Origin of the sequence: Campylobacter sp. JMF_11 EL3 (assembly GCF_027736965.1) — a bacterium.
Lineage (GTDB): Bacteria > Campylobacterota > Campylobacteria > Campylobacterales > Campylobacteraceae > Campylobacter_B.
In genome coordinates, this window is record NZ_JAOVTJ010000001.1 from 541,927 (window position 1) to 562,423 (window position 20,497).

General features: G+C 42.3%; 23 protein-coding genes. 4 read left to right on the top strand and 19 right to left on the bottom strand.

Features of this window, described 5'->3' with window-relative positions:
• Positions 1 to 16: 16 nt before the first annotated feature.
• The 12 genes from OFN67_RS02690 to OFN67_RS02745 form a co-directional block, all read right to left on the bottom strand.
• On the bottom strand, positions 17 to 853 hold the full coding sequence (locus OFN67_RS02690; protein ID WP_270868075.1) for a DNA ligase: 837 nt from the start codon (positions 851 to 853) through the stop codon (positions 17 to 19).
• Positions 846 to 1,826: a 3'-5' exonuclease gene (locus tag OFN67_RS02695; RefSeq protein ID WP_270868076.1), complete on the bottom strand. Its 981-nt coding sequence runs from the start codon at positions 1,824 to 1,826 to the stop codon at positions 846 to 848. The genes OFN67_RS02690 and OFN67_RS02695 overlap by 8 nt, the downstream gene beginning before the upstream one ends.
• A 53-nt stretch (positions 1,827 to 1,879) precedes the next feature.
• Positions 1,880 to 2,698 (bottom strand): enoyl-ACP reductase FabI, encoded by an 819-nt coding sequence (fabI, locus tag OFN67_RS02700; protein WP_270859372.1) that lies wholly within the window; start codon positions 2,696 to 2,698, stop codon positions 1,880 to 1,882.
• Positions 2,695 to 3,387 carry a triose-phosphate isomerase gene (locus OFN67_RS02705; RefSeq protein WP_270868077.1) on the bottom strand — a complete coding sequence of 231 codons (693 nt, stop codon included), beginning with the start codon at positions 3,385 to 3,387 and terminating at the stop codon, positions 2,695 to 2,697. Before OFN67_RS02705 ends, fabI begins: the two co-directional genes overlap by 4 nt.
• The gene (locus OFN67_RS02710; protein WP_270864601.1) at positions 3,384 to 4,595 is read right to left on the bottom strand and encodes a phosphoglycerate kinase; all 1,212 of its coding nucleotides are present in this window, start codon (positions 4,593 to 4,595) and stop codon (positions 3,384 to 3,386) included. The genes OFN67_RS02705 and OFN67_RS02710 overlap by 4 nt, the downstream gene beginning before the upstream one ends.
• 1 nt (position 4,596) lies before the next feature.
• Positions 4,597 to 5,601 carry a type I glyceraldehyde-3-phosphate dehydrogenase gene (gene gap / locus OFN67_RS02715; RefSeq protein ID WP_270859369.1) on the bottom strand — a complete coding sequence of 335 codons (1,005 nt, stop codon included), beginning with the start codon at positions 5,599 to 5,601 and terminating at the stop codon, positions 4,597 to 4,599.
• A gap of 81 nt (positions 5,602 to 5,682) precedes the next feature.
• On the bottom strand, positions 5,683 to 5,940 hold the full coding sequence (locus OFN67_RS02720; RefSeq protein WP_270861939.1) for a barstar family protein: 258 nt from the start codon (positions 5,938 to 5,940) through the stop codon (positions 5,683 to 5,685).
• Positions 5,940 to 6,389, bottom strand: coding sequence for a ribonuclease domain-containing protein (locus OFN67_RS02725; protein ID WP_270868078.1), 450 nt, complete (start codon positions 6,387 to 6,389; stop codon positions 5,940 to 5,942). Before OFN67_RS02725 ends, OFN67_RS02720 begins: the two co-directional genes overlap by 1 nt.
• On the bottom strand, positions 6,382 to 6,954 hold the full coding sequence (locus tag OFN67_RS02730) for a DedA family protein (protein ID WP_270859366.1): 573 nt from the start codon (positions 6,952 to 6,954) through the stop codon (positions 6,382 to 6,384). Before OFN67_RS02730 ends, OFN67_RS02725 begins: the two co-directional genes overlap by 8 nt.
• Before the next feature lie 23 nt (positions 6,955 to 6,977).
• Complete coding sequence (locus tag OFN67_RS02735) at positions 6,978 to 7,550, bottom strand: lipid-binding SYLF domain-containing protein (RefSeq protein WP_270873950.1); 573 nt, start codon at positions 7,548 to 7,550, stop codon at positions 6,978 to 6,980.
• A gap of 19 nt (positions 7,551 to 7,569) precedes the next feature.
• Positions 7,570 to 9,123, bottom strand: coding sequence for a ribonuclease Y (gene rny, locus OFN67_RS02740; RefSeq protein WP_270859364.1), 1,554 nt, complete (start codon positions 9,121 to 9,123; stop codon positions 7,570 to 7,572).
• Positions 9,056 to 9,673 (bottom strand): 5-formyltetrahydrofolate cyclo-ligase, encoded by a 618-nt coding sequence (locus OFN67_RS02745; protein WP_270873951.1) that lies wholly within the window; start codon positions 9,671 to 9,673, stop codon positions 9,056 to 9,058. Before OFN67_RS02745 ends, rny begins: the two co-directional genes overlap by 68 nt.
• Positions 9,674 to 9,754: 81 nt before the next feature.
• Between OFN67_RS02745 and OFN67_RS02750 the strand changes: the two genes are divergently transcribed.
• The 3 genes from OFN67_RS02750 to OFN67_RS02760 all read left to right on the top strand — a co-directional run bounded on the left by OFN67_RS02750 (position 9,755) and on the right by OFN67_RS02760 (position 11,945).
• The gene (locus OFN67_RS02750; protein ID WP_270873952.1) at positions 9,755 to 10,342 is read left to right on the top strand and encodes a TlpA family protein disulfide reductase; all 588 of its coding nucleotides are present in this window, start codon (positions 9,755 to 9,757) and stop codon (positions 10,340 to 10,342) included.
• A complete protein-coding gene (gene ftsY / locus OFN67_RS02755; protein WP_270868081.1) occupies positions 10,342 to 11,205 on the top strand; it encodes a signal recognition particle-docking protein FtsY in 864 nt (287 codons plus the stop codon). The genes OFN67_RS02750 and ftsY overlap by 1 nt, the downstream gene beginning before the upstream one ends.
• A 203-nt stretch (positions 11,206 to 11,408) precedes the next feature.
• Positions 11,409 to 11,945: a hypothetical protein gene (locus OFN67_RS02760; RefSeq protein ID WP_270873953.1), complete on the top strand. Its 537-nt coding sequence runs from the start codon at positions 11,409 to 11,411 to the stop codon at positions 11,943 to 11,945.
• Positions 11,946 to 12,104: 159 nt separating this feature from the next.
• Here OFN67_RS02760 and rho read toward each other — a convergent pair whose 3' ends face one another.
• From rho to acpP, 4 genes are all read right to left on the bottom strand, one after another.
• Positions 12,105 to 13,460, bottom strand: coding sequence for a transcription termination factor Rho (gene rho, locus OFN67_RS02765; RefSeq protein WP_270859359.1), 1,356 nt, complete (start codon positions 13,458 to 13,460; stop codon positions 12,105 to 12,107).
• A gap of 64 nt (positions 13,461 to 13,524) precedes the next feature.
• On the bottom strand, positions 13,525 to 14,460 hold the full coding sequence (accA, locus tag OFN67_RS02770) for an acetyl-CoA carboxylase carboxyl transferase subunit alpha (RefSeq protein WP_270870577.1): 936 nt from the start codon (positions 14,458 to 14,460) through the stop codon (positions 13,525 to 13,527).
• Positions 14,460 to 15,674 carry a beta-ketoacyl-ACP synthase II gene (locus tag OFN67_RS02775; protein WP_270864609.1) on the bottom strand — a complete coding sequence of 405 codons (1,215 nt, stop codon included), beginning with the start codon at positions 15,672 to 15,674 and terminating at the stop codon, positions 14,460 to 14,462. Before OFN67_RS02775 ends, accA begins: the two co-directional genes overlap by 1 nt.
• A 29-nt stretch (positions 15,675 to 15,703) precedes the next feature.
• Positions 15,704 to 15,937, bottom strand: coding sequence for an acyl carrier protein (acpP, locus tag OFN67_RS02780; protein WP_270859356.1), 234 nt, complete (start codon positions 15,935 to 15,937; stop codon positions 15,704 to 15,706).
• A 117-nt stretch (positions 15,938 to 16,054) separates the two neighbouring features.
• Between acpP and OFN67_RS02785 the strand changes: the two genes are divergently transcribed.
• Complete coding sequence (locus OFN67_RS02785; protein ID WP_270873954.1) at positions 16,055 to 17,035, top strand: helix-turn-helix transcriptional regulator; 981 nt, start codon at positions 16,055 to 16,057, stop codon at positions 17,033 to 17,035.
• A 474-nt stretch (positions 17,036 to 17,509) separates the two neighbouring features.
• On the opposite strand, the gene OFN67_RS02790 is transcribed toward OFN67_RS02785, so the two are convergent.
• The 3 genes from OFN67_RS02790 to gpmI all read right to left on the bottom strand — a co-directional run bounded on the left by OFN67_RS02790 (position 17,510) and on the right by gpmI (position 20,490).
• On the bottom strand, positions 17,510 to 18,124 hold the full coding sequence (locus tag OFN67_RS02790; RefSeq protein ID WP_270868087.1) for a hypothetical protein: 615 nt from the start codon (positions 18,122 to 18,124) through the stop codon (positions 17,510 to 17,512).
• A gap of 127 nt (positions 18,125 to 18,251) precedes the next feature.
• Positions 18,252 to 18,995 carry a 3-oxoacyl-ACP reductase FabG gene (gene fabG / locus OFN67_RS02795; protein ID WP_270868088.1) on the bottom strand — a complete coding sequence of 248 codons (744 nt, stop codon included), beginning with the start codon at positions 18,993 to 18,995 and terminating at the stop codon, positions 18,252 to 18,254.
• A gap of 28 nt (positions 18,996 to 19,023) precedes the next feature.
• Complete coding sequence (gene gpmI / locus OFN67_RS02800) at positions 19,024 to 20,490, bottom strand: 2,3-bisphosphoglycerate-independent phosphoglycerate mutase (protein ID WP_270868089.1); 1,467 nt, start codon at positions 20,488 to 20,490, stop codon at positions 19,024 to 19,026.
• Positions 20,491 to 20,497: the final 7 nt, after the last annotated feature.

Here is a 20,497-nt window from a genome sequence, read left to right on the forward strand (position 1 = left end):
ATTATACCCTAATTTGTTAAATTGCGGGTTTAAGGCGCAAAAATGTAGGAAATCTAGGCTTTTTTTCACTTGTTAAATTTTGGTATTGATAAGTGATGATAGTGCCTATTTTAGGGGGTTTTGCGCGCCACTCATCGCTCCAACCAGACCCTATTTTAAACTTCACTCCACTTTTTATATCCACGCAAGTTACCGAGCCCATTTTGCCCTTGTTTTTGCCATATCCTGGGTTTATGTGCGTGATTTTGCACTCGCTATCGCGCATTTTTTTGTATTTTAGGATATTTGCACTGCGCCCGCTCTCATACAGCGCGTATGGATTTCGGATCACCAGCCCCTCACCGCCACTATCAACGACCAAATTTAGCATTTCTTCGATTTGTTCGTGCGAACTAACCGGAGTTTGCGGGATTACGACTAAATTTTGCACGCCGTTTTTTTCGATGAAATTTGATAAAATTTTCATCTTTTCAAACAAATTTTTTCTCTCGTTTGGCAAATCAAAAATATAAAATTTAATCTCACTCCAACGCTCATCTGGCGTGGCTTTGCTCACAATCGAAGCGATTTTTTCAAACTCCCCTCGCCTGCTCCAAAGCTCGCCTTCTATCATAAAATCCGGAAATCCTTTTGTCCAAGATTCGGGGGCGTTTATGATTTTGCCCTTGCGTGATCGAAGCGTCTTGCCGTCCCATACGGCGCGGATTCCGTCGAGTTTTTCGCTTACGACCCAGCCTGAGATATCCATACCTTTTTTGTATTCTTTCAGTAGCATTGGGCGAAATTCATCGCCAAAAGCCAAATTTGCAAAAAATAAAAAAATACAAAAAAGCGTTTTTGCAAATTTATTCATTTTTAAATTTCTCAATCTCGCGCGCGATAAATTCGCAAAAAATCTCGCTATACCCCATATCGGCGCAGTGTTTTTGCAGATACTCGCTCATCAAATTTAGATTATCCAAATAATCATTTAGCAAAATTTTACCACGCAAAAGCTCATATTTTAGGAAAAGCCAGTATGTATTTAGCGTGTCGCTCTGGCAGTATTCGTCGATTTTATCGCCCTTTTCGTCATAAAACAGCTCCAAAACCTGATCGCCATGCACATCGTATTTGCCAGGCAGTCCCAAAGACGCGCACAAAAAGTCGAGTTTGAGCCCCCTAACAGAGCCAAAATCGCAAATATGATCGAGTAAATCTAGGTGAAAAACCCCGTCATATCGCGAGCGATAATTCGTCCATTTATCCTTGTTTGCAAGCTTATCATCGGTGCAAAAATACTCGCTGGCGCTGATATTATGCACCATTGCGCGCACCATAATCATCGGCAGATCAAAGCCACGCCCATTGAAGCTTACAAGGCGCGGATTGTGAGAGTTGATAAAATCAATAAATTTTTTGATTTTGCCCTTTTCATCGTCTGCTTGCAGGGTGCTTACACGCACAAATTTGCCAAATTCATCAGCCAAAACCGCGCTGATACTTACGACTTTGTGGAAATTTATGGGCAAAAACTCGCTTCCTGTTTTTTCCTTGAAATACGCCATTGCCGCGATTGAGAGTTTTTTGTAGTTTAAAATTTTGCTTTTATCATCATTAAAAATCGGCTCATCGCCGTAAATTTTAGGCAGAGTGTTTGAGACGCTATCGTTTTTGCTCTGAATTTTCGCATCAATTCCAGCAAGCAAAATTTTGGCATATTTTTTTTTGTCAAATTCATCATAGCACTCATCAATGATTTCTTTGTCTAAAATTCGAAGCAAAGCCGCAGTATCAGGCACAGTTTCGCAGTCAAAAACGCAAATATAAGATTGTTTTTTATTCATAAATTTTCCATAAAATCAAGCTAGTTTATCCGCCAAAACGGCGGATAAAAGGATTAGTTTTTATCAATCGCTAGGATTGTGTTGCCCTCATCATCGGTAGCGATGTCGCCCATGCCCATTATGTTATAACCACAATCGACATAGTGGATCTCGCCTGTAACTGCGCTGGCAAAGTCGCTAAGCAAATACGCGCCAGATTTGCCGACTTCAAAAATATCCACATTTCGTTTGAGTGGCGCATTTTTTTCGTTGTATTTTAGGATTAGGCGAAAATCACCGATACCACTAGCTGCGAGAGTTTTTATCGGACCCGCTGAAATCGCATTTACGCGAATTCCACGCTCACCCAAATCGTGCGCTAGGTAGCGAACTGAGCTCTCTAACGCTGCTTTTGCTACGCCCATGACATTGTAATGTGGGACAAATTTCACGCCACCAAGATAGCTTAATGTCAAAATCGCTCCGCCGTCATTTAATAGCGGTTCGACTGCGTTTGTAAGCGCAATCAGCGAATAAACCGAGGTTTGCATAGCAATATTAAAAGCTTCTTTTGTAGTGTCGATAAATTTTCCATCAAGTGCCTCGCGTGGGGCAAACGCCACAGCGTGGAGCACGAAGTCAAATTTGCCAAAATCTTTTTCTAAACTCGCGCGCAAATTCGCCAAATGCTCGTCGTTGTTGATATCTAGCTCATAAATTTTATCGCTTCCAAGCTCCGCTGCAATCGGCTCGACGCGCTTTTTAAGAGCGTCATTTAAAAATGTAAAAGCTAGCTCCGCCCCTTGCTCGTGGCAAATTTTCGCAATTCCATAAGCGATAGATTTGTTGTTTGCAACGCCGACGATTAGCCCTTTTTTGCCTTTTAGTATCATTTTGCTTCCTTGATTAGATTTATGAAATTTTCTGCTTCCCAACTAGCCGTTCCCACTAAAACGCCGTTGCAACTTGGAATTTGCGAAATTTCGGCGATATTTTTGAGATTTACGCTTCCGCCATAAAGCAAAGGCGCCTTTGTTTTATGGCGCAAAAAGCTTAAAATTTCATCAATTATCGCGCTCGTGGCTGTATTTCCCGTGCCAATCGCCCAAATCGGCTCGTAAGCGATAACCAAATTTTGGTAATCTAAATCGATTTTTTCTAGTTGCGAATTTAGAAATTCCTTGGTTTTGGCCTCTTTATACACAGCCTCGTTTTCGCCGATACAAAAGATGATTTTGTAGCCCTCTGCCTTTGCGAATTCAAATTTTCGCGCGATTAATTCGTCTGTTTCACCCAAAATTTCGCGCCTTTCGCTATGTCCGATTAAAACGCAGTTTATACCAAATTCGCCCAGCATTTCCTTGCCGATTTCGCCTGTGAAACTGCCGTTTTGGCATGGATAGAAATTTTGTGCGCCTTGGATAAATTTGTGATTTCCCAAATTTAAAGCCACACTTGGCGGAAATACCAAAATTTCGTGTTTTGATAAAATTTTATCGCCTAAATTTGCATTTAAAATTTCGCAATAGCGCTCGAAACTAGCCCTAGTGTGATTGCATTTTAAATTTGCGGCTAGTATCATTGCTCGCTATCCTCGATAGTTAGGACTTTCACGCCAGGAAGCTCTTTACCCTCGATTAGCTCCAAGCTAGCCCCACCACCTGTGGAGATAAATGTCATATCATCGGCGTTTCCGGCTCTTTCGACCACATCGGCTGTATCGCCACCGCCCACGACGGTCGTAGCGTCGCTATCGGCGATGAAGTGCGATATACGCATACTTCCGCGCGCAAATTTATCGATCTCAAACACGCCCATAGGGCCGTTCCACCAGATAGTTTGCGCATCATCAAGTGCCTCTTTGAAAAGCGCCACAGTCGCAGGTCCGATATCTAGCCCCATCCAGCCAGCTGGGATTTCTTGAACCGTTACACGCTTCATGACAGAATCTTGCGAGCAAGCAGGGGCTGCGATAGTATCGACTGGGATATAAATTTTAACGCCTAATTCCTTGCCTTTGCGCAAGATATTTTTGGCCTCTTCGATCAAATCCTCTTCTAAAAGCGAATTTCCGATATCGTATCCAACGGCCTTTAAAAATGTAAAAGCCATACCGCCACCGATGATGAGTTTATCGACTTTTGGAAGCAGATTATGCAAGGCTTGGAGCTTGCCACTGACCTTGCTACCGCCAGTTACAGCGACGAAAGGACGAGCTGGGCGTTTGATTAAATCGGCGGCAAATTTAATCTCTTTTTGTAGCAAAAATCCAGCCGCTTTGTGCTCGTTGTCGAAAAACTTCGTCACCGCCTCGACGCTTGCATGCGCTCTGTGGCATACGCCAAATGCGTCATTGACATAAAATTCAGCGTAGCTAGCTAATTTTTTGGCTAATTCAGTATCGTTTTTGGTTTCGCCCTTTTCGAAACGCAAATTATCTAGTAATAAAAGCTCACCTTTTTTTAGCTCGCTAACTGCCTTGCTAGCGCGCTCTCCTACGATATCATCGACAAATTTGACCTCGCGATCAAGCAATCTGCCAAGTCTTTTTGCCACAGGACGAAGGCTAAATTTCTCCTCGTAGCCGTTTTTTGGACGGCCAAGGTGACTTGCTAAAATCACGCAACCACCATTATCCAAACAATAGCGAATCGTAGGGATTGATGAGCGGATTCTGCGATCGTCTGTGATATTGCCAAACTCGTCCATAGGCACATTAAAATCGCATCTGATAAAAACTTTCGCGCCGTCTGTGAAATTCAAATCCTTAATATCTAAAATTTGGCTCATTTTAACCCCTTTTTGACGCTGCGAAAACCGCTAAATCAACCAATCTGTTACTATAACCCCACTCGTTATCATACCAGCTTAGCACTTTGATTAAATTTCCGCCAATCACCTGCGTGCAATCGCTCGCCACGGCTGTCGAAAATGTCGAAGTGCAAAAATCGCTTGATACGCGTTTGTCATCATCGACGACCAAAATTCCCTTCATTGCGCCATTAGCGTATTTTCTAAAAATTTCATTTAGCTCGTCAGCTGTGGTCTCTTTTTTGGTCGATACGGTCAAATCTACCATTGAAACATTTGCTACTGGCACGCGCACAGCTTGTCCGTGCATTTTGCCTTTAAGATGAGGCAAAATCAGGCTGATCGCCTTGGCTGCACCTGTCGTAGTCGGTATGATATTGCACGCTGCCGCACGGCTTCTGCGGAAATCACGGCTTTTGACATCGACTAGGCTTTGGCCGTTTGTATAAGCGTGGATTGTAGTCATCAAGCCCTTTTCGATACCTAGCTCATCGTCTAAAATTTTAGCCACAGGGCCAAGTCCGTTTGTGGTGCAACTAGCGTTTGAAATCACGCTCTCGCCTGCGTAGCTTTCGTGATTTACGCCGATTACATAAGTCGGGGTGTCGTCCTTAGCAGGGGCGCTCATAACGACAAGTTTAATGCCGTTATCCAAAAATGGTTTGCATTTTTCTGTGGTTAAAAATGCTCCCGTGCATTCTAGCACGACCTCGGCGCCAAGCCCCGCGAAATCGAGCTCGCTAGCGTCTCTGGTGCTATAAACTCTGATTTTTTTGCCATCTACTGCGATGTAATCATCGTTTATGATTTCAACTTTTTTATTAAATTCCCCATGAACTGTGTCGTATTGAAGCAAGTATCTAGTAAGGTCGCGTTTAGCGGTATCGTTGATAGCCACTAGCTCTACATCATCGCGATTTAGCGCGATTCTGGCTGCACATCTGCCGATGCGTCCAAAGCCGTTAATTGCAATTTTTGTTGCCATATTTTTTCCTTAAAATGAAATTTTAAAAATCTTATAATATTACAAAAATTTGGGTTAATTAACGGTAAAATGGATTAAAATTTAGCTGTTTTTGACGCTAAATTTCACGCCACTATCAATAAAAACACTTAGCAAAATTTCATAAAATTCGCCAAATTTATCTTTTAAAATTTGGCCGTTTTCTATGATAAATTCAGCGTCGTTTCTCTCGGTTAGCGCGTCATAAAGTGCGTCTAGGTTTGTAATGTAATCAGGCTCGAATTTTAGGCGTTTGGCGATAAATTTATAAAGCCCGGCTTTGCTTTTTACTTTGGCTGCGTCGATTGTGATTTGCTTCATTATTGCACCCTCTCAAAGCTCTTGTAATGGTCTTTTGTGTAAAAAATCAAGCCGTCGTTTGAAAATACTAGCCGTTTTTTGCCCCTAGCACCACCCTTATAATCAATATCAGCCTCTGTGTAAATTCTGCCCTTTTTAGCAGGAAGCGCGCGCTCGTAATTTCCAAACCTATCGCCACCGATCGATTTATCCTTCGCGTATGCGTGCAAATCGCCACCGCTCCAACCAAGGGTGTTTGCCTGCTTTTTAGTGATGAAATTTGAAGGCAGTTTTCCGTGCGCTTTGATATGCTCGCTCACGCACTCTTTGCTAATGCAAAGCTCACTTACTGGCGTTTGCGCGCCATTATCTTGCGCGCTTTGCGAAATAGAATTTTTGCCATAAAATAAAAATAAAGCAAGCGCTAAAACCCCGAAAATCAGGGCAAAATTTAGAAATTTTTTACTCACTTTTGATTCTTTTTTTGGTTGCAAATTTAAAATAGCAAATTATCGCTGCTACAACCAAAGCGAGGATTAGTGGCGCGATATAAGGTTTTTCTTTGATATGAGAGTAGATTTCTTGGACGAAATCCCCAGCATAAAAGCTCAAAAGTCCGATGATAAGTGCCCACACAAGCGAACTAACCGCGTTTAAAATGCTAAATTTCAAAAACGAGTATTTTGTGATACCAATGGCGATTGGCACGAGAGTTTTTAGCCCATAGATGAATTTTTGGATTAAAATTATCCTATCGCCGTATCGTTTGAATAAAATTTGCGACAAAGCCAAATTTCGGCGCTGTTTTTTTAGGTATGGCATGATATCTTTTTTGTTGTAGCGACTGACCCAAAACAGCCCCGTATCGCCCAAGAAATTCGACACGCAGGCTACGGCTATACAAACCCAAATATTAAGTTCGCCTGTAAAGCTTAAAATTCCAGCAGCCACCAAAGCGATAAATCCACCGCCCAAAGTGTATAAAAAAAGTAGTAAATATCCCCAAGTATGGAGGTTTTCAAACATAGAATCCATGAAATTTACCTGCTTAATCTAGCCTAAAAATTTCGCCCTAAAACCTGCATTAAAAGCCTGTATTCTTGTGTGGAAGTATCGAAAGCCACGCTATTTTTGGTCTCTATGACAGAGCCGCCTAGGCTAACACCAGCGAAAAATCCACCCTTGCTTGTGAAAACATACATATCTTTATTTATCATATCAAGTCTGCCAGAATCCGCGCTGTAATTGCCAACCACGGCTGTCGCGTCGCCTGAGAGGGTGATTTGAGATTTTCGCATTTTATTTATCATAGCCTCACTCATCACGAAAATTACCAAATAATTATCCTCATAGCCTATTTGTAGCCCGATACTAGCGTTTGAAATATCCACAGCGCTTACCTGACCGCCCTTATAGACGATGACGCCCTCGCCATACATTCCGCCTATGATAAAGCCTAGCTTTTTTACACTTGGGAAAATCAGCACAGCCTCGGCCTCATTAGCTAGATATTTATACGCAGAGTTGCTTTTCATCACAGACGAATATGCGCCCGCGCTATTTATCAAAAGCTCGTCCTCTCCAAAAAGTGCGCCCACAAAAAGCATAAGTGAAAGTATGATTTTTTTCATTTTTTATCCTTAGTCAAATTTATTTAGCGATTTCGACCGCGCGCAATTCGCGTATGACATTTACCTTGATTTCGCCCGGGAATTGCACCTTGTCTTGGATTTCTTCGGCGATCTCTTTTGCGATTAGCACAGCCTCATCATCATTGATTAATTTTGCATTGGCAATGACGCGAATTTCGCGTCCAGCGTTGATTGCATAAGCTTGTTTTACGCCGTTTTTACCAAGTGCGATTGTTTCTATATCATTAACCCTTTTTAAGAAACTCTCCAATACTTCGCGCCTTGCCCCAGGTCTAGCCGCACTTAATGCGTCAGCTGCGCACACAGCGGCACTTTCTACGCTTGTAGCTTCCTCGTGTCCGTGGTGAGCGAAAATCGCATTAATCACGACTGGGTGCTCTTTATATCTGCGACAAACCTCTGCGCCCAAATCCACATGCGAGCCCTCGTATTCGTGCGTAAGAGCCTTGCCGATATCGTGCAAAAGTCCGGCCCTTTTGGCTAGTTTTGGATCGCCACCTGTCTCAGCTGCGATAATTCCTGCTAAATGTGCCACTTCAAGCGAGTGCGCAAGGGCGTTTTGACCATAGCTTGCACGGAATTTTAACTTTCCAATAAGTTTTAAAATTTCTGGGTGCAGTTTGCCAATGCCTAGATCCATAACGATATTTTCGCCCTCTTCTAAAATGCTTGATTCAAACTCATCGCAAACTCTTTTATAAATATCCTCGATTCTAGCTGGCTGAATTCTGCCATCTTCAATCAAAAGCTCGATTACGCGCACAGCGATAGCCCTGCGGTAAAGATTGTGCGAGCTAACGATAATCGCATTTGGCGTATCATCGATGATGACATCTACGCCCAGCGTCATTTCTAAGCTTTTGATATTGCGACCCTCTTTACCGATAATTCGGCCTTTTAGCTCATCGTTTTTGATATTTACGACATTTATTAGGCGCTCAGCCGCAAACTCGCCAGCAAAACGCGAAGTCGCCTGAGCGATGATATAATTTGCCTTTTTTCTAGCCTCTTTTTTCGCCTCTTCCTCGTGTTTGCGCACGATATGAGCGATATCTATGCGTGATTGTTCTTCTACCTTACGCAAAATTTCATCTCTTGCCTCACTTTGCGTAAATCCAGCCACGCGCTCTAAAACTTTCAGTGATTCGGCTAGTTTTTCCTCGTAATTTTTCTTTAAATTTACACCCTCATCGTAGAGAAATTTAGCTTCATTTCTCGCATTTTCTACATCTGCTTTGCTGTTTTTAAGCACCTCTTGTTCGGTTAAAAGAGCCTGTTCTTTTTTGTTTAGTTCGTTGAATTTTTGGTTGTAATCTTTTTGGAGATGATTTGACTTTTCCTCGTATTTCTTTTTAGCCTCTAATTCAGCCTCTTGAACTGAAATTTTAGAATCCCTAAGCACGCCCTCGGCTTCGAATTCTATGGCTTTTGCCTTTGCTTTTGCTTGTTCAATCAATACATCGTAATTTGCGTTATTGATTTTTCTAGCTACCCCATACCCTATGCCAGCGCCCACCGCAAGAGCGCACAAGGCGATTAAGATCTCTATCATATTTTCCTCTTTTAAAGTAATTTTTGCTCGGAGTAATGTAAAAATCACCTACCACATCGTGGCTCAAAGATAAAATTTCATCTGTGAAACAATCCTCTAAGCTCACAAAAACCACGGCAGGTTTGTGTTTTAGACCTGAAAAAAACATATCATAATATCCTTTACCATGTCCTATTCTAGCGAGCCTTCCATCTACTCCAACCACTGGAATAACCGCTAGATCCACCTTGCCAAAATAGCCGTTTTGGGGCAGTGTTTCACGCAACCCAAAATGCGATTTGACAAAAGGAAGTCGCAATTTTACCATTTTTAAATTAATATCCGTTATACGCGGAAGATAAAATTCGCATTTTTTACCCATTAAATTTTTCAAAAACAAAATTTCGGGCTCGTATTTTAGTGGCAAAAAAATCAAAATTTTGCGCGCACCAAGAGCGCGGATTAAATTCGCAATGCGCCTAGAAATGATATACGAAGTGCATTTTGCTGAAATTTTGGCACGAAATTTAAGCCTAGATTTGCAAATTTTCCTAAATTCATTTTTTTCCACGATTTTAACTTTGTATTAAATTTTAACGGCTATTTTAGCAAGTTTAAGTATAATTCCACATCAAAATTTACAAGGCAACAAATGAAATTTAAAATTTTACTAGCTCTGCTTATGGGTTTTTTCGTCCTTGCTGGGTGCGAGAAAAAGGACGAGCAAAGCGCAAATAGCGAGCCAGAGATAACCCAAAGCGCCGAAAATGAAAATATCCCCACAGAAAGCACCATTGGCACCAATTACACTGCGCCGTTTTCGCTCACATTTACAAATAATCAAATTTTAAATATGCAAAAAAACAAAAATGGTTTTAGCATAGAAAATGGTGGCAAAACCACGCTTTTTGCCTTTTTTGCTTCGTGGTGCGATGCCTGCACGATTCAGGCAAGTGCGCTTAATGCACTCGTGGAAAAATACGGCGATAAGCTCGATGTAGTGGCTGTTTTGATAGCTGATGAGATTTCATTAGACGAGCTAAAAGAGTATGAAAAAAAGGTAAAAGCCAAATTTAAAATAGCCTACGGCGAGGCAAATGACTTTTTCACAGGCACGCTTGGAGGCATTTCAGAAATCCCGTATTTGGTGGTTTATGACAAAAAAGGCAAGTTTAGCGCTCAATATTTCGGCTTGATTCCCGAAGAAATTTTAACACTCGAAATGGAGAAAATTTTATAATGTTTAATTTTTTTAAAAAAGGTCTTAGCAAGACGATCGAGGCTATGAAGGAGGCCCGCGGCAAAAGCAAAATTTCAAAAGAAGTGCTTGAAGAAATGCTTTTAGAAGCCGATGTGGATTATGAAATCATCGAGGAAATTATATTTTATCTCCCGCCTAACGAATTCGTCGAAAAGGCCGATTTGAAGCGTGTAATGAAGACATATTTTATGTATGAACACGAAAATTTCACCCCTGCTAAACCTTATGTCGAGCTAATCCTTGGCGTAAATGGTGCAGGCAAGACAACCTCTGTCGCAAAGCTGGCAAATTTATACAAAAAAGCTGGAAATAGCGTGATTTTGGGCGCGTGCGATACATTTAGGGCGGGCGCAGTCGAGCAGATAAAACGCTGGTCGCAAATCATAAATGTCCCTATCATCGCTACCGCGCAAGGCCACGACCCTGCGGCTGTGGCTTACGATACCATTAGCTCAGCCGTCGCCAAAGGGCTAGATCGCGTGCTAATCGATACAGCCGGCAGGCTTCAAAACCAAAAAAACCTAGCAAACGAGCTAGAAAAAATCGTTCGTATCTCAGCCAGAGCCTGCGAGGGCGCGCCACATCGCAAAATCATCGTGCTTGACGCGACACAAGGAAACAACAGCGTAATCCAAGCCAAAGCTTTTAATGAAATCACCAAGCTTGATGGCATTATCATCACCAAACTCGACGGCACGCCAAAAGGTGGCGCGCTTTTTGGGATTGCGCGTGAGCTAGAAATCCCGATTTTGTATGTCGGCGTGGGCGAGAGTATGGACGATTTGATCAAATTTAACCCAGATGAGTTTGTCGATACCCTAGTCGATGGACTTTTTGAATAAGAAATTTCACTTTAAATTTGCAAATTTATAAAGCAAAAAATGCGAAATAAAAATTTATGGGCGAGTTTTACTCGTCCATAAAAATTTAATATAATTTTCCAAATTCCAAGTACTACGCGTAAAATTTATGTATTAAGCTTAAATTCAGCAAATTTTAACGGGGGGGGGCTATAATCACTCTTTATTTTTTCTAAGGAGTTTTTATGGCAGATGAAAAAATCATAGTTGTCAATCAAAGTGGTGGCAATGCGGCTGGAATTTTGGCTATCGTATTTGCTATTTTAGGAATTTTCTTTTTAGGAATTTTATTTGTTCCACTTGCTCTTGTTTGTGCGATTATCGCTACGATTAAGGCGGTTAAAGGAGTTGCTTCAAAATTAGTTGCGATTATTTCTTGGATATTAATCATTATCGCCTTTGCTACTTCACCAATGCTACTAGGTATGCTTAGCATTGGGATGACTAGACAAGAAGTAAAAACAACACCAATTGGACTTGCTTACTCGCAAGAGTTTGAAACTGCACTAAAACAGATAAGAGATGATTTTTCTTTGCGTGGAGAATTTAGGGATTTACAATCTATGACCACGGTTAGACATTTTAAAAATGAAGCATTAAAACAAAAACTTGAAGTAGGCAAACCAATAGAATATAGTGTAGGCTTGAAATCAAAGGAGCAAATAGAATTTTGCGCTCAGATGGTTTTGAAGGAAAGTGGCAGTAAATACATTATAGAGTAAATACATTATAGAAACAAAAAATATAAATGAAAATAAAGACATTTGCAGAGAACTACATAATGCCGAACTCTATAAAAAACTAAAAACTTTTGAAATAAATTAAAATTGTAGAAGATAAAATAAAAATTTTGCTTTTGCATAGAAGCAAAAGCAAAATTTCTACTGCTCGTTCATAATCGATAAAAGTTCTGCGTTGTTTTTGGTTTTTAGGATTTTTGGGTATAAAAATTTCAGTGCCTCGACATCGTCCATCGTAGAAACCACAGAGCGAATAGCCCAAATTTTCTGCAAATTTTGCGCACCTTGGAGCAACTCTTCTTTTCTCGTGCCTGATTTTGTGATATTAATCGCTGGGTAAATTCGGCGATCGCTGATATTTCTATCTAGGATAATCTCGCTGTTTCCAGTGCCTTTAAATTCCTCAAAAATCACATCGTCCATACGAGATCCCGTCTCGATTAGCGCAGTCGCCACGATAGTAAGCGATCCGCCGTTTTCGATATTTCGCGCCGCTCCAAAAAAGCGTTTTGGCTTGTGAAGCGCGTTGGCATCGACACCACCGCTTAGCACCTTACCGCTAGCTGGAGTTACGGTGTTGTAAGCGCGTGCAAGGCGAGTAATGCTATCGAGCAAAATCACCACATCTTTGCCAATTTCGACGGCGCGTTTTGCCTTTTCGATCACGAGCTCAGCCACGCGCACATGGTTAAACGCAGGCTGATCGAAAGTCGAGCTAAACACCTCTCCACGCACACTGCGCTCCATATCAGTAACCTCTTCTGGTCTTTCATCTACCAAAAGCACCAAAAGCTCGACCTCTGGGTGATTTCTCGTAATTCCGTTCGCTAGCTCCTTCATAAGCTCGGTTTTACCTGTACGAGGCGGAGCCGTGATAAGCGCTCTTTGACCCTTGCCAATCGGCGTAAAAAGGTCTAGCACACGACCAGTTAGCTTCATTGGATCGTATTCGAGCTGTAATTTTTCAGTCGGAAAAAGCGGAGTTAGGTTATCAAAAAGTGGTCTTTCTCTGGCTTCTTGGATTGATTTGTAATTAATCGCTTCGATTTTTAAAAGCGCGTAATATTTCTCTTGATCTTTTGGTTCTCTGACCTGTCCTGTAACGATATCGCCTACACGAAGGGCAAATTTGCGAATTTGACTTAGGCTGACATAGGCGTCATTTGCGCTGTCGCTAAGGTTTGAGTCGATTCCTCGCAAAAAGCCGTATCCCTCAGGTGTAACCTCTAAAATTCCGGTAAATAAAATAAATCCGCCCTGTTTTGTCTGCATGCGAAGTATCTCAAACACGAGCTCTTGGCGGCGAAATTCGCGAGAATTTTCCACACCTAGCTCATCAGCGATTGCGACAAGGTTTTCTAAATCCATAGCGCGAAGCTCTTCGATTTGATATCCCTCTACTGGGACATGAGTTTTAGCATGAACTTTTTTCGTGTGATTTGGTGCTTGTGGGGCGGTTTGGGTTTGTTGGGTTGAATTTTCCTTAGTGTTTTCCATTGTTCCTCTTTGAAATTTGAAGATTTAAAATTTGGCGGTAAAAGGTGTCTGTAATTATAAAATTTTATTCCTTAAACGCACCAAATTTTAGAATTTTTTGTTGTCTGCGAGTGATAATCTCATCAATTGAGAGATTTGCTAGCTTGTCAAGCTCGGCTAAAACATAGTTTCCTAGCAGTTTCGCTGTACCGTCTCTGTCTCTGTGAGCGCCCATTTTAGGCTCTTCGATGACATCGTCGATTAGATCAAGCTCTTTTAACTCCTCAGCGGTAATCTTTAACGCCTTTGTCGCTGCTTCGCTTTTTTCTGGATCGTTCCACAAAATCGCCGCACAGCCCTCCGGCGAAATAACCGAAAAGATTGAGTTTTGTAGCATTGCTAATTTATCAGCTACGCCGATAGCTAGCGCGCCACCGCTTCCGCCCTCGCCGATAACTACGGCGATTGTTGGAGTGCGTAGATTGCTAAGCTCATATAAATTTCGTGCGATTGCCTCGCTTTGTCCGCGCTCTTCGGCGCCGATTCCAGGATATGCACCCGGAGTGTCGATTAAAAATAAAATAGGCAGATTAAATTTTTCGGCTAATTTCGCCACTCTTAGAGCCTTGCGATAACCTTCTGGGTGAGGCATACCGAAATTTCGCTTTAATTTGTTTTTTGTGCCACGACCCTTTTGTTCTGCGATTACGACGATTTTGCGTGTGCCGATGATACCTAGGTAGCACACAATCGACGCGTCATCGCGATACGCACGATCGCCGTGGATTTCGTGAGCGTCTTTTAAAAGCGCTCTAATATAATCAATCGCATAAGGACGATCTGGGTGGCGGGCTAGTTGCAAGCGTTGGTATTCGCTAAGATTTTTGTAAATTTTAGCGACCTCTTTTTCTAAATTTTTGTTTAAAATCTCAACCGCGTCCTCATCGCCACGAATTTTTGCGTTGGCGATATCATCATCTATTTGTTTAATAGATTTTTCAAAATCAAGATAACTTGCCATTATTTCACTCTTTTGAAGATTACAGATCCGTTTGTGCCGCCAAAGCCGAAATTGTTGCTCATAACGCAATCAATCTGTGCTTTGCGCGCAGTATTTGGGACATAGTCCAAATCACACTCTGGATCTTTTGAAATTTGATTGATTGTAGGAGGGATAATTCCACTTTCCATAGCTAGTAGGGCAACCGCTGCCTCGATCGCACCAGCTGCGCCAAGACAATGTCCGATTTGACCCTTTGTCGAGCTTACAGCTGGGACATTTGCGCCAAATAGCTCTTTTAGAGCTGCTGTTTCGTTTCTGTCATTTACCGCAGTAGATGTGCCGTGAGCGTTGATATAATCAACCTTTGGCTCGCCAGCCATTTTATAGGCCTTTTTCATAGCGCGAAGCGGACCATCAAGCGTAGGCGAAGTGATATGATACGCATCACCGCTAGAACCATATCCGATAAGCTCGCCATAAATTTTAGCCCCTCTTGCAACTGCGTCCTCGTAAGTCTCCAAAACAAGCGCAGCCGCGCCCTCTCCCATAACAAAGCCATTTCTCTCCCCGTCAAACGGTCTGCTTGCATGCTCAGGATCGTCATTTCTGGTAGAAAGTGCCTTCATAGCGGCAAATCCACCGATACCGACAGGGCAAATCGCAGCCTCAGCGCCAACGACTAACATTTTTTTCGCTTCACCGACTTGGATAGTTTTCGCTGCCTCGATGATAGCGTGAGTAGATGCCGCACAAGCTGTAACACTGGCTAAATTTGGACCTTTGAGATTGTGATAAATAGAAATAAATCCGCCTAGCATATTTACTAGTGCAGATGGGATAAAAAATGGAGAAATTCTCCTAGGACCACGCTGCAAACAGACATTTGAGTTGATCTCAATATTCGGCAAACCACCGATTCCAGCGGCTGAACTGATACCAAACTCATCAGCGTCAAATTCGCTAAATTTGGCATCCTGCATAGCCTCTGTGGCAGCTTTTAGTCCTAGTTGAATAAATCTATCCATTTTCTTGATCTCTTTGCCGTCTTCGACAACCACGCTAGGATCGAAATCCTTAACTTCGGCTGCTATGCTAACTGGAAATTCGCTCGCATCAAAAAGTGTAATCTTGCCTACTCCGGTTTTTCCGCTGCAAATGTTTTCGAAACTACTTTTTTTATCAAGGCCAAGGGCTGTAATCATGCCAATTCCGGTTACTACGACTCTTTTCAAGATCAATTCCTTAAAATTTAAAATTTAAATTATTTATTTAAGCTTTCTACATAGCTTACGACATCGCCGATTGTTACTAATTTCTCTGATTCGCTATCTGGAATTTCGATGCCAAATTTCTCTTCCAAAGCCATTACTAGCTCAACTACATCTAATGAATCAGCGCCCAAATCTTCGATAATTTTTGCTTCTGGTTTTACTTGATCAGGTGCAACGCTAAGTTGCTCCACAACTACATCTCTTACATCTTCAAATGCTGCCATTTGGAACTCCTTTAAAAAAATAACTCGTTATATTATAATAAGTTTGCTTAAAGTATCGAAATTTAAACATTTTTACTATAATACGCGCCCTGACATTATAAAATTTGGAGTTAAATTTTGAGTAAAGATAGCTCGGTCAAACGCGTGATCGAAATCATATATGATTTGCAAAAAGGCAGTGTGCTAAATCTGGCGAATTTAGCGGATAAATACAGCGTCAGCGAGCGCACGCTAAGGCGAGATTTGGAGGTCATCAAAGAAATTTTTGGCGATATTTTCGTGCATTTAGAGGGCGGAAATTACCAAAGCTCGCAAAAGGCAATTTTTGAAAATATGCTAAATTCTAGCGAATTTTTTATGCTTAAAGAAATCATAAAACTCTCTCACAAATCCAGCCTAGAAATTTCGAAAAATTTAAGCAAATCCATGCAAGATAAAATTTTAAAAAACCTAGATGAGAGCCCATATATCTTTAAACACAAGCCTTACGAGGAAATTTTTGCTAGGCGGGAAGTGTTTAAAATTTTAGAGCGCGCGATAACTTATAAAAAAGAAATTTCGTTTAAATACACAAACGCGGGCAAAATTTCGCACTTTACAATCCAGCCGTATAAAATAATGTTTATGGAGCAAAATTTCTACCTCGCAGGACTGCAAAAACGCCCGCACAAGCACGCGCATGTGATTTTTCGAATCGCAATGATGAGCGAGGTCAAATTTAGCGGAAAAGAGTTCAAGCGCGACCAAAATTACCTAGATTTTTTGCATTTCATAAACTCGCCATGGGCAAGCTATTCGCCGAATTTCAGGGCAAATTTAATCAAAGTAATTTTGCAAATCCCGCAAGAACACGCCAAGTATTTTAGGCTCAAAAAATTCTACCCCACCCAAGAAATCATTTGCGAAAACGATGACGGGAGCATAAATGTCGAATTTAGCGTAACAAATTTCGCCGAAATTTTAAACATCATCAAGCAGTGGCTTCCGCGCATAAAAGTCCTAGCCCCGCGCAAACTAAAAGGTATCGTAAAGGGCATAGCTAGGGAATTTTACGCAAACACGCACGGAAAACTCCCGCCACAAAAGGCGGAATTCTAGCCGAATTTAAAAGCTAAAATTCCGCCAAAATTCCCTACGCAAATAGGCGAAATTCTGTTTCATTTCTGCCCCCCAAACTACCGCCCTAGCGAGCATATCAGCCTAGTCCAAACAAGCAAGATCAAGGAAAAAACTTATAAAACCTTACCTAGGATTTTAAATAACTTTAAGGCGCGCAAAACTAGCACGCATCATAAAATTTTAACTTTGCGAAAACTAAATTTGAAATTTAATTTTTGCATTTTAAACTATAAATTTTGCACTTTAAGCGGCTCAGGCAACAAGCCTGATTCTGGTTATGAGCCAGATGAGATACACAGTCTCTAAAAGATTTAGCAGATCTTTATAGTTTGTTAGCGCGCCGTTTTTTGCCAAGTGGCGCTTTCTTGGTCTCCTTTTTCGCTCGTTTTCGATATGCTCGCTAGGGCGGTATCAAATCTCAAATTTCGCCCTATTTCGCAAACCTGCGCGAGGTTAGATTTCAATCATCGTTTTGGCGTTGATTTCGGACAGGCTCAAATCAATCTCGCTTAAAAGCGTGACTAGCTCGTCTTTTTGCGCAATCGCTTTTTCCAAAGTAAGTGGCGAGATAATCTCGATTTTATAGGCATCGCGGAAGCTTTTTAGAGTTTGTTCGATCGTATCTTTTGGCAAGGTGTTTTTGGCTGTGCCATAGATAGATTCTAGCGTTTTTTGCGCCTTTTCCTCGGTTTTGGCTTCCTCTTTTTCCTTGATTTTCGCCGCCTCATCAAGGTAAGCAATCATCATAGATAATTCATCGATCCAGGCGCTCACAATGCCCTTGTATTCGATAGCCTCGATGATAGATAGCTCTTCTTTGCCGATTTTAATGGTGTTTTGCACATTTGCCTTGGCAACTGCGCCTTTTAGCGCGCGTTTTTTCTTGCGCAAATCCGCCCTGCTATCCAGCACGCCATTGGCGTATTTTAAGAAATCTTGCGGAGTTTGGTTGCTAGCATTTACCAAAACGCCGTTTATCGCGACTTTGGCTAGTTTGTAATCCCCGCCTTGCAACTTTTTATCAATCAACTTAATCTGGGCCAACGCTCTTGTGATTGAAATTTCCATTTTTTGCTCCTTGTTTTTGATTTGGAGCAATTTTACATGGATTTTTTGTCATATTGTGTCAAAAAATAACAATGTAGAATTTTAAGAAGAAAATTTAAAATTTTGCCGAAAATTCGGCAAAATTTGGTTACATATAAAGTCCGCCGTTGATTTTGAGCACATCGCCGGTGATATAGCTAGCATAATCGCTAAGCAAAAACGCCACGCCGTGCGCCACATCTTGCGCGCTTCCGAAGCGTTTAAGCGGGATATTTGCCTCGTAGTTCGCTCTGACCTCATCGCTTAGAGCGTCTGTCATATCAGTAGCGATAAAGCCCGGTGTCACGCAGTTAAAGCGCACTCCGCGACTCGCACCCTCTTTGGCGAAACTCTTGCTCATCGCTATCATACCGCCCTTGCTCGCGCTGTAATTCACCTGCCCTGCGTTGCCCATTTCGCCGACGATTGAGGCGATATTTACAACTGCGCCGAAGCGTTTTTTGCTCATCACTTTTAGCGCCTCGCGTGAGCCGATGAAAGCCGAAGTGAGATTTGCGTCGATTACGCTCGTAAAATCCTCGGTTTTCATGCGAAGTGCAAGTTTGTCGTTTGTGATACCTGCGTTATTGACGAGGTAGCTTAGCTCGCCGTCGCTCTGAACTATCGCATTTATCGCCTCGATAAATTCCGCCTCGTTTGTCGCGTCAAATTTCACCACAGCGCCCTCGCCGCCATTTGCTCGAATTTCTTCTAAAAGCGCGTCGGCTAGCTCAGGCTTTGAGCGGTAATTGATCCACACTTTAAGCCCCATACTAGCTAGCACTCTGGCGATATCTGCGCCGATTCCTCTACTTGCGCCTGTGATTAAGACATTTTTTCCACTAAATTTCATTTTTTATCCTTTCTTTGAATTTCAAATTTTAAAACAGCGCCTCGTCCATTTGCGCTGGAATTTCAAGCCCCATTAGCTTTAAGATAGTTGGTGCGACATTGCTAAGCCCAAAATCCCTCTTTAACTCACTCACGCCCTGTGCGCTCACGAAGCAAAACACATCAAAAGTCGTGTGGTTTGTGAGAAGCTCGCCCTGCGCCCCTCGCATTTGCTCGCAGTTGCCGTGATCTGAAATTTGCACATAAGCGTAATCAAATTCCTTTGCCTTAGCGTAAATTTTACCCAGACACTCATCTACCGCCTCGACTGCTTTAACCGCAGCGTCGAAGTTGCCCGTGTGGCCGACCATATCGCCGTTAGCGAAATTTACCACGATAAAATCCTCGCCCCCTTCAATACCCTTTATCACAGCCTCGCACACAGCGTGAGCGCTCATAGCTGGGCACAAATCATAGGTTGCAACCTTTGGGCTGTCGATTAAAATGCGGGTTTCGTTCTGCACGCACTCTTCGCTGCCGCCGTTGAAAAAAAATGTAACATGGGCGTATTTTTCGGTCTCGGCAGTGTGAAGCTGTCTAAGTCCCGCGTCCGCGATGACCTCGGCAAGAGTATTTTGCAAAATGTCCTTTTTGACGATGATTGGAAATGGAAATTTCGCGTCGTATTCTGTCATGGTGATTAAATTTCGCACGCAAAATTTACGCTCAAAGCCCGCGAAATCCTCAATACTCAAAGCTTGGCAAATCTCACGCGCCCTATCATTTCGGAAATTTACAAAAATAATTCCGTCATTTTCTTTAATCCCGTCAAATTCTCCAAAAATCGCTGGCTCGATAAATTCGTCCGTAATGCCCTTCTCATAGCTTTTGCGAGCATACTCGCTTGGGGAGATTTTTTGCTTCTCGCCCTCGCCCATTAGCGCAGCATAGGCCTTTTGCACCCTTTCCCAGCGATTGTCCCTATCCATAGCATAAAACCGCCCACAAACGCTTCCTACGCTAAATTTCGCCTCCAAAGCCTGCAAAAACCCTGCCCCGCTTGTGGGACTTACATCGCGTCCGTCAGTGATAGCGTGGGCAAAAACCTGCGCGCCAGCGTCTTTTGCTATCTGGCAAAGCGCGTCGAAATGGCGCATGTGCGAATGCACGCCACCGTCGCTGTATAGCCCTATGACATGCACCCTAGGGCAAATTTTTAGCAAATTTACGATTTCAGGCGCAGTTTTTAGGGTGTCATTTTCGATCATTTTATCAATTTTGACTAGATTTTGATACAGCACGCGACCGCTTCCAATCGTCATGTGCCCGACCTCAGAATTTCCCATTTGTCCCTCAGGCAAGCCCACCGCAAGCCCAGATGTGCGAAGTAGCGTGTTTGGCACGGAGGCGAAAAGCATATCGTAAGTCGGCTTTTTGGCAACGGCGAAGGCGTTAAATTCGGCACTTTGATTGCAACCTATGCCGTCAGTTATCACAAGAATTGTTTTTTGTTTCATATTTTTC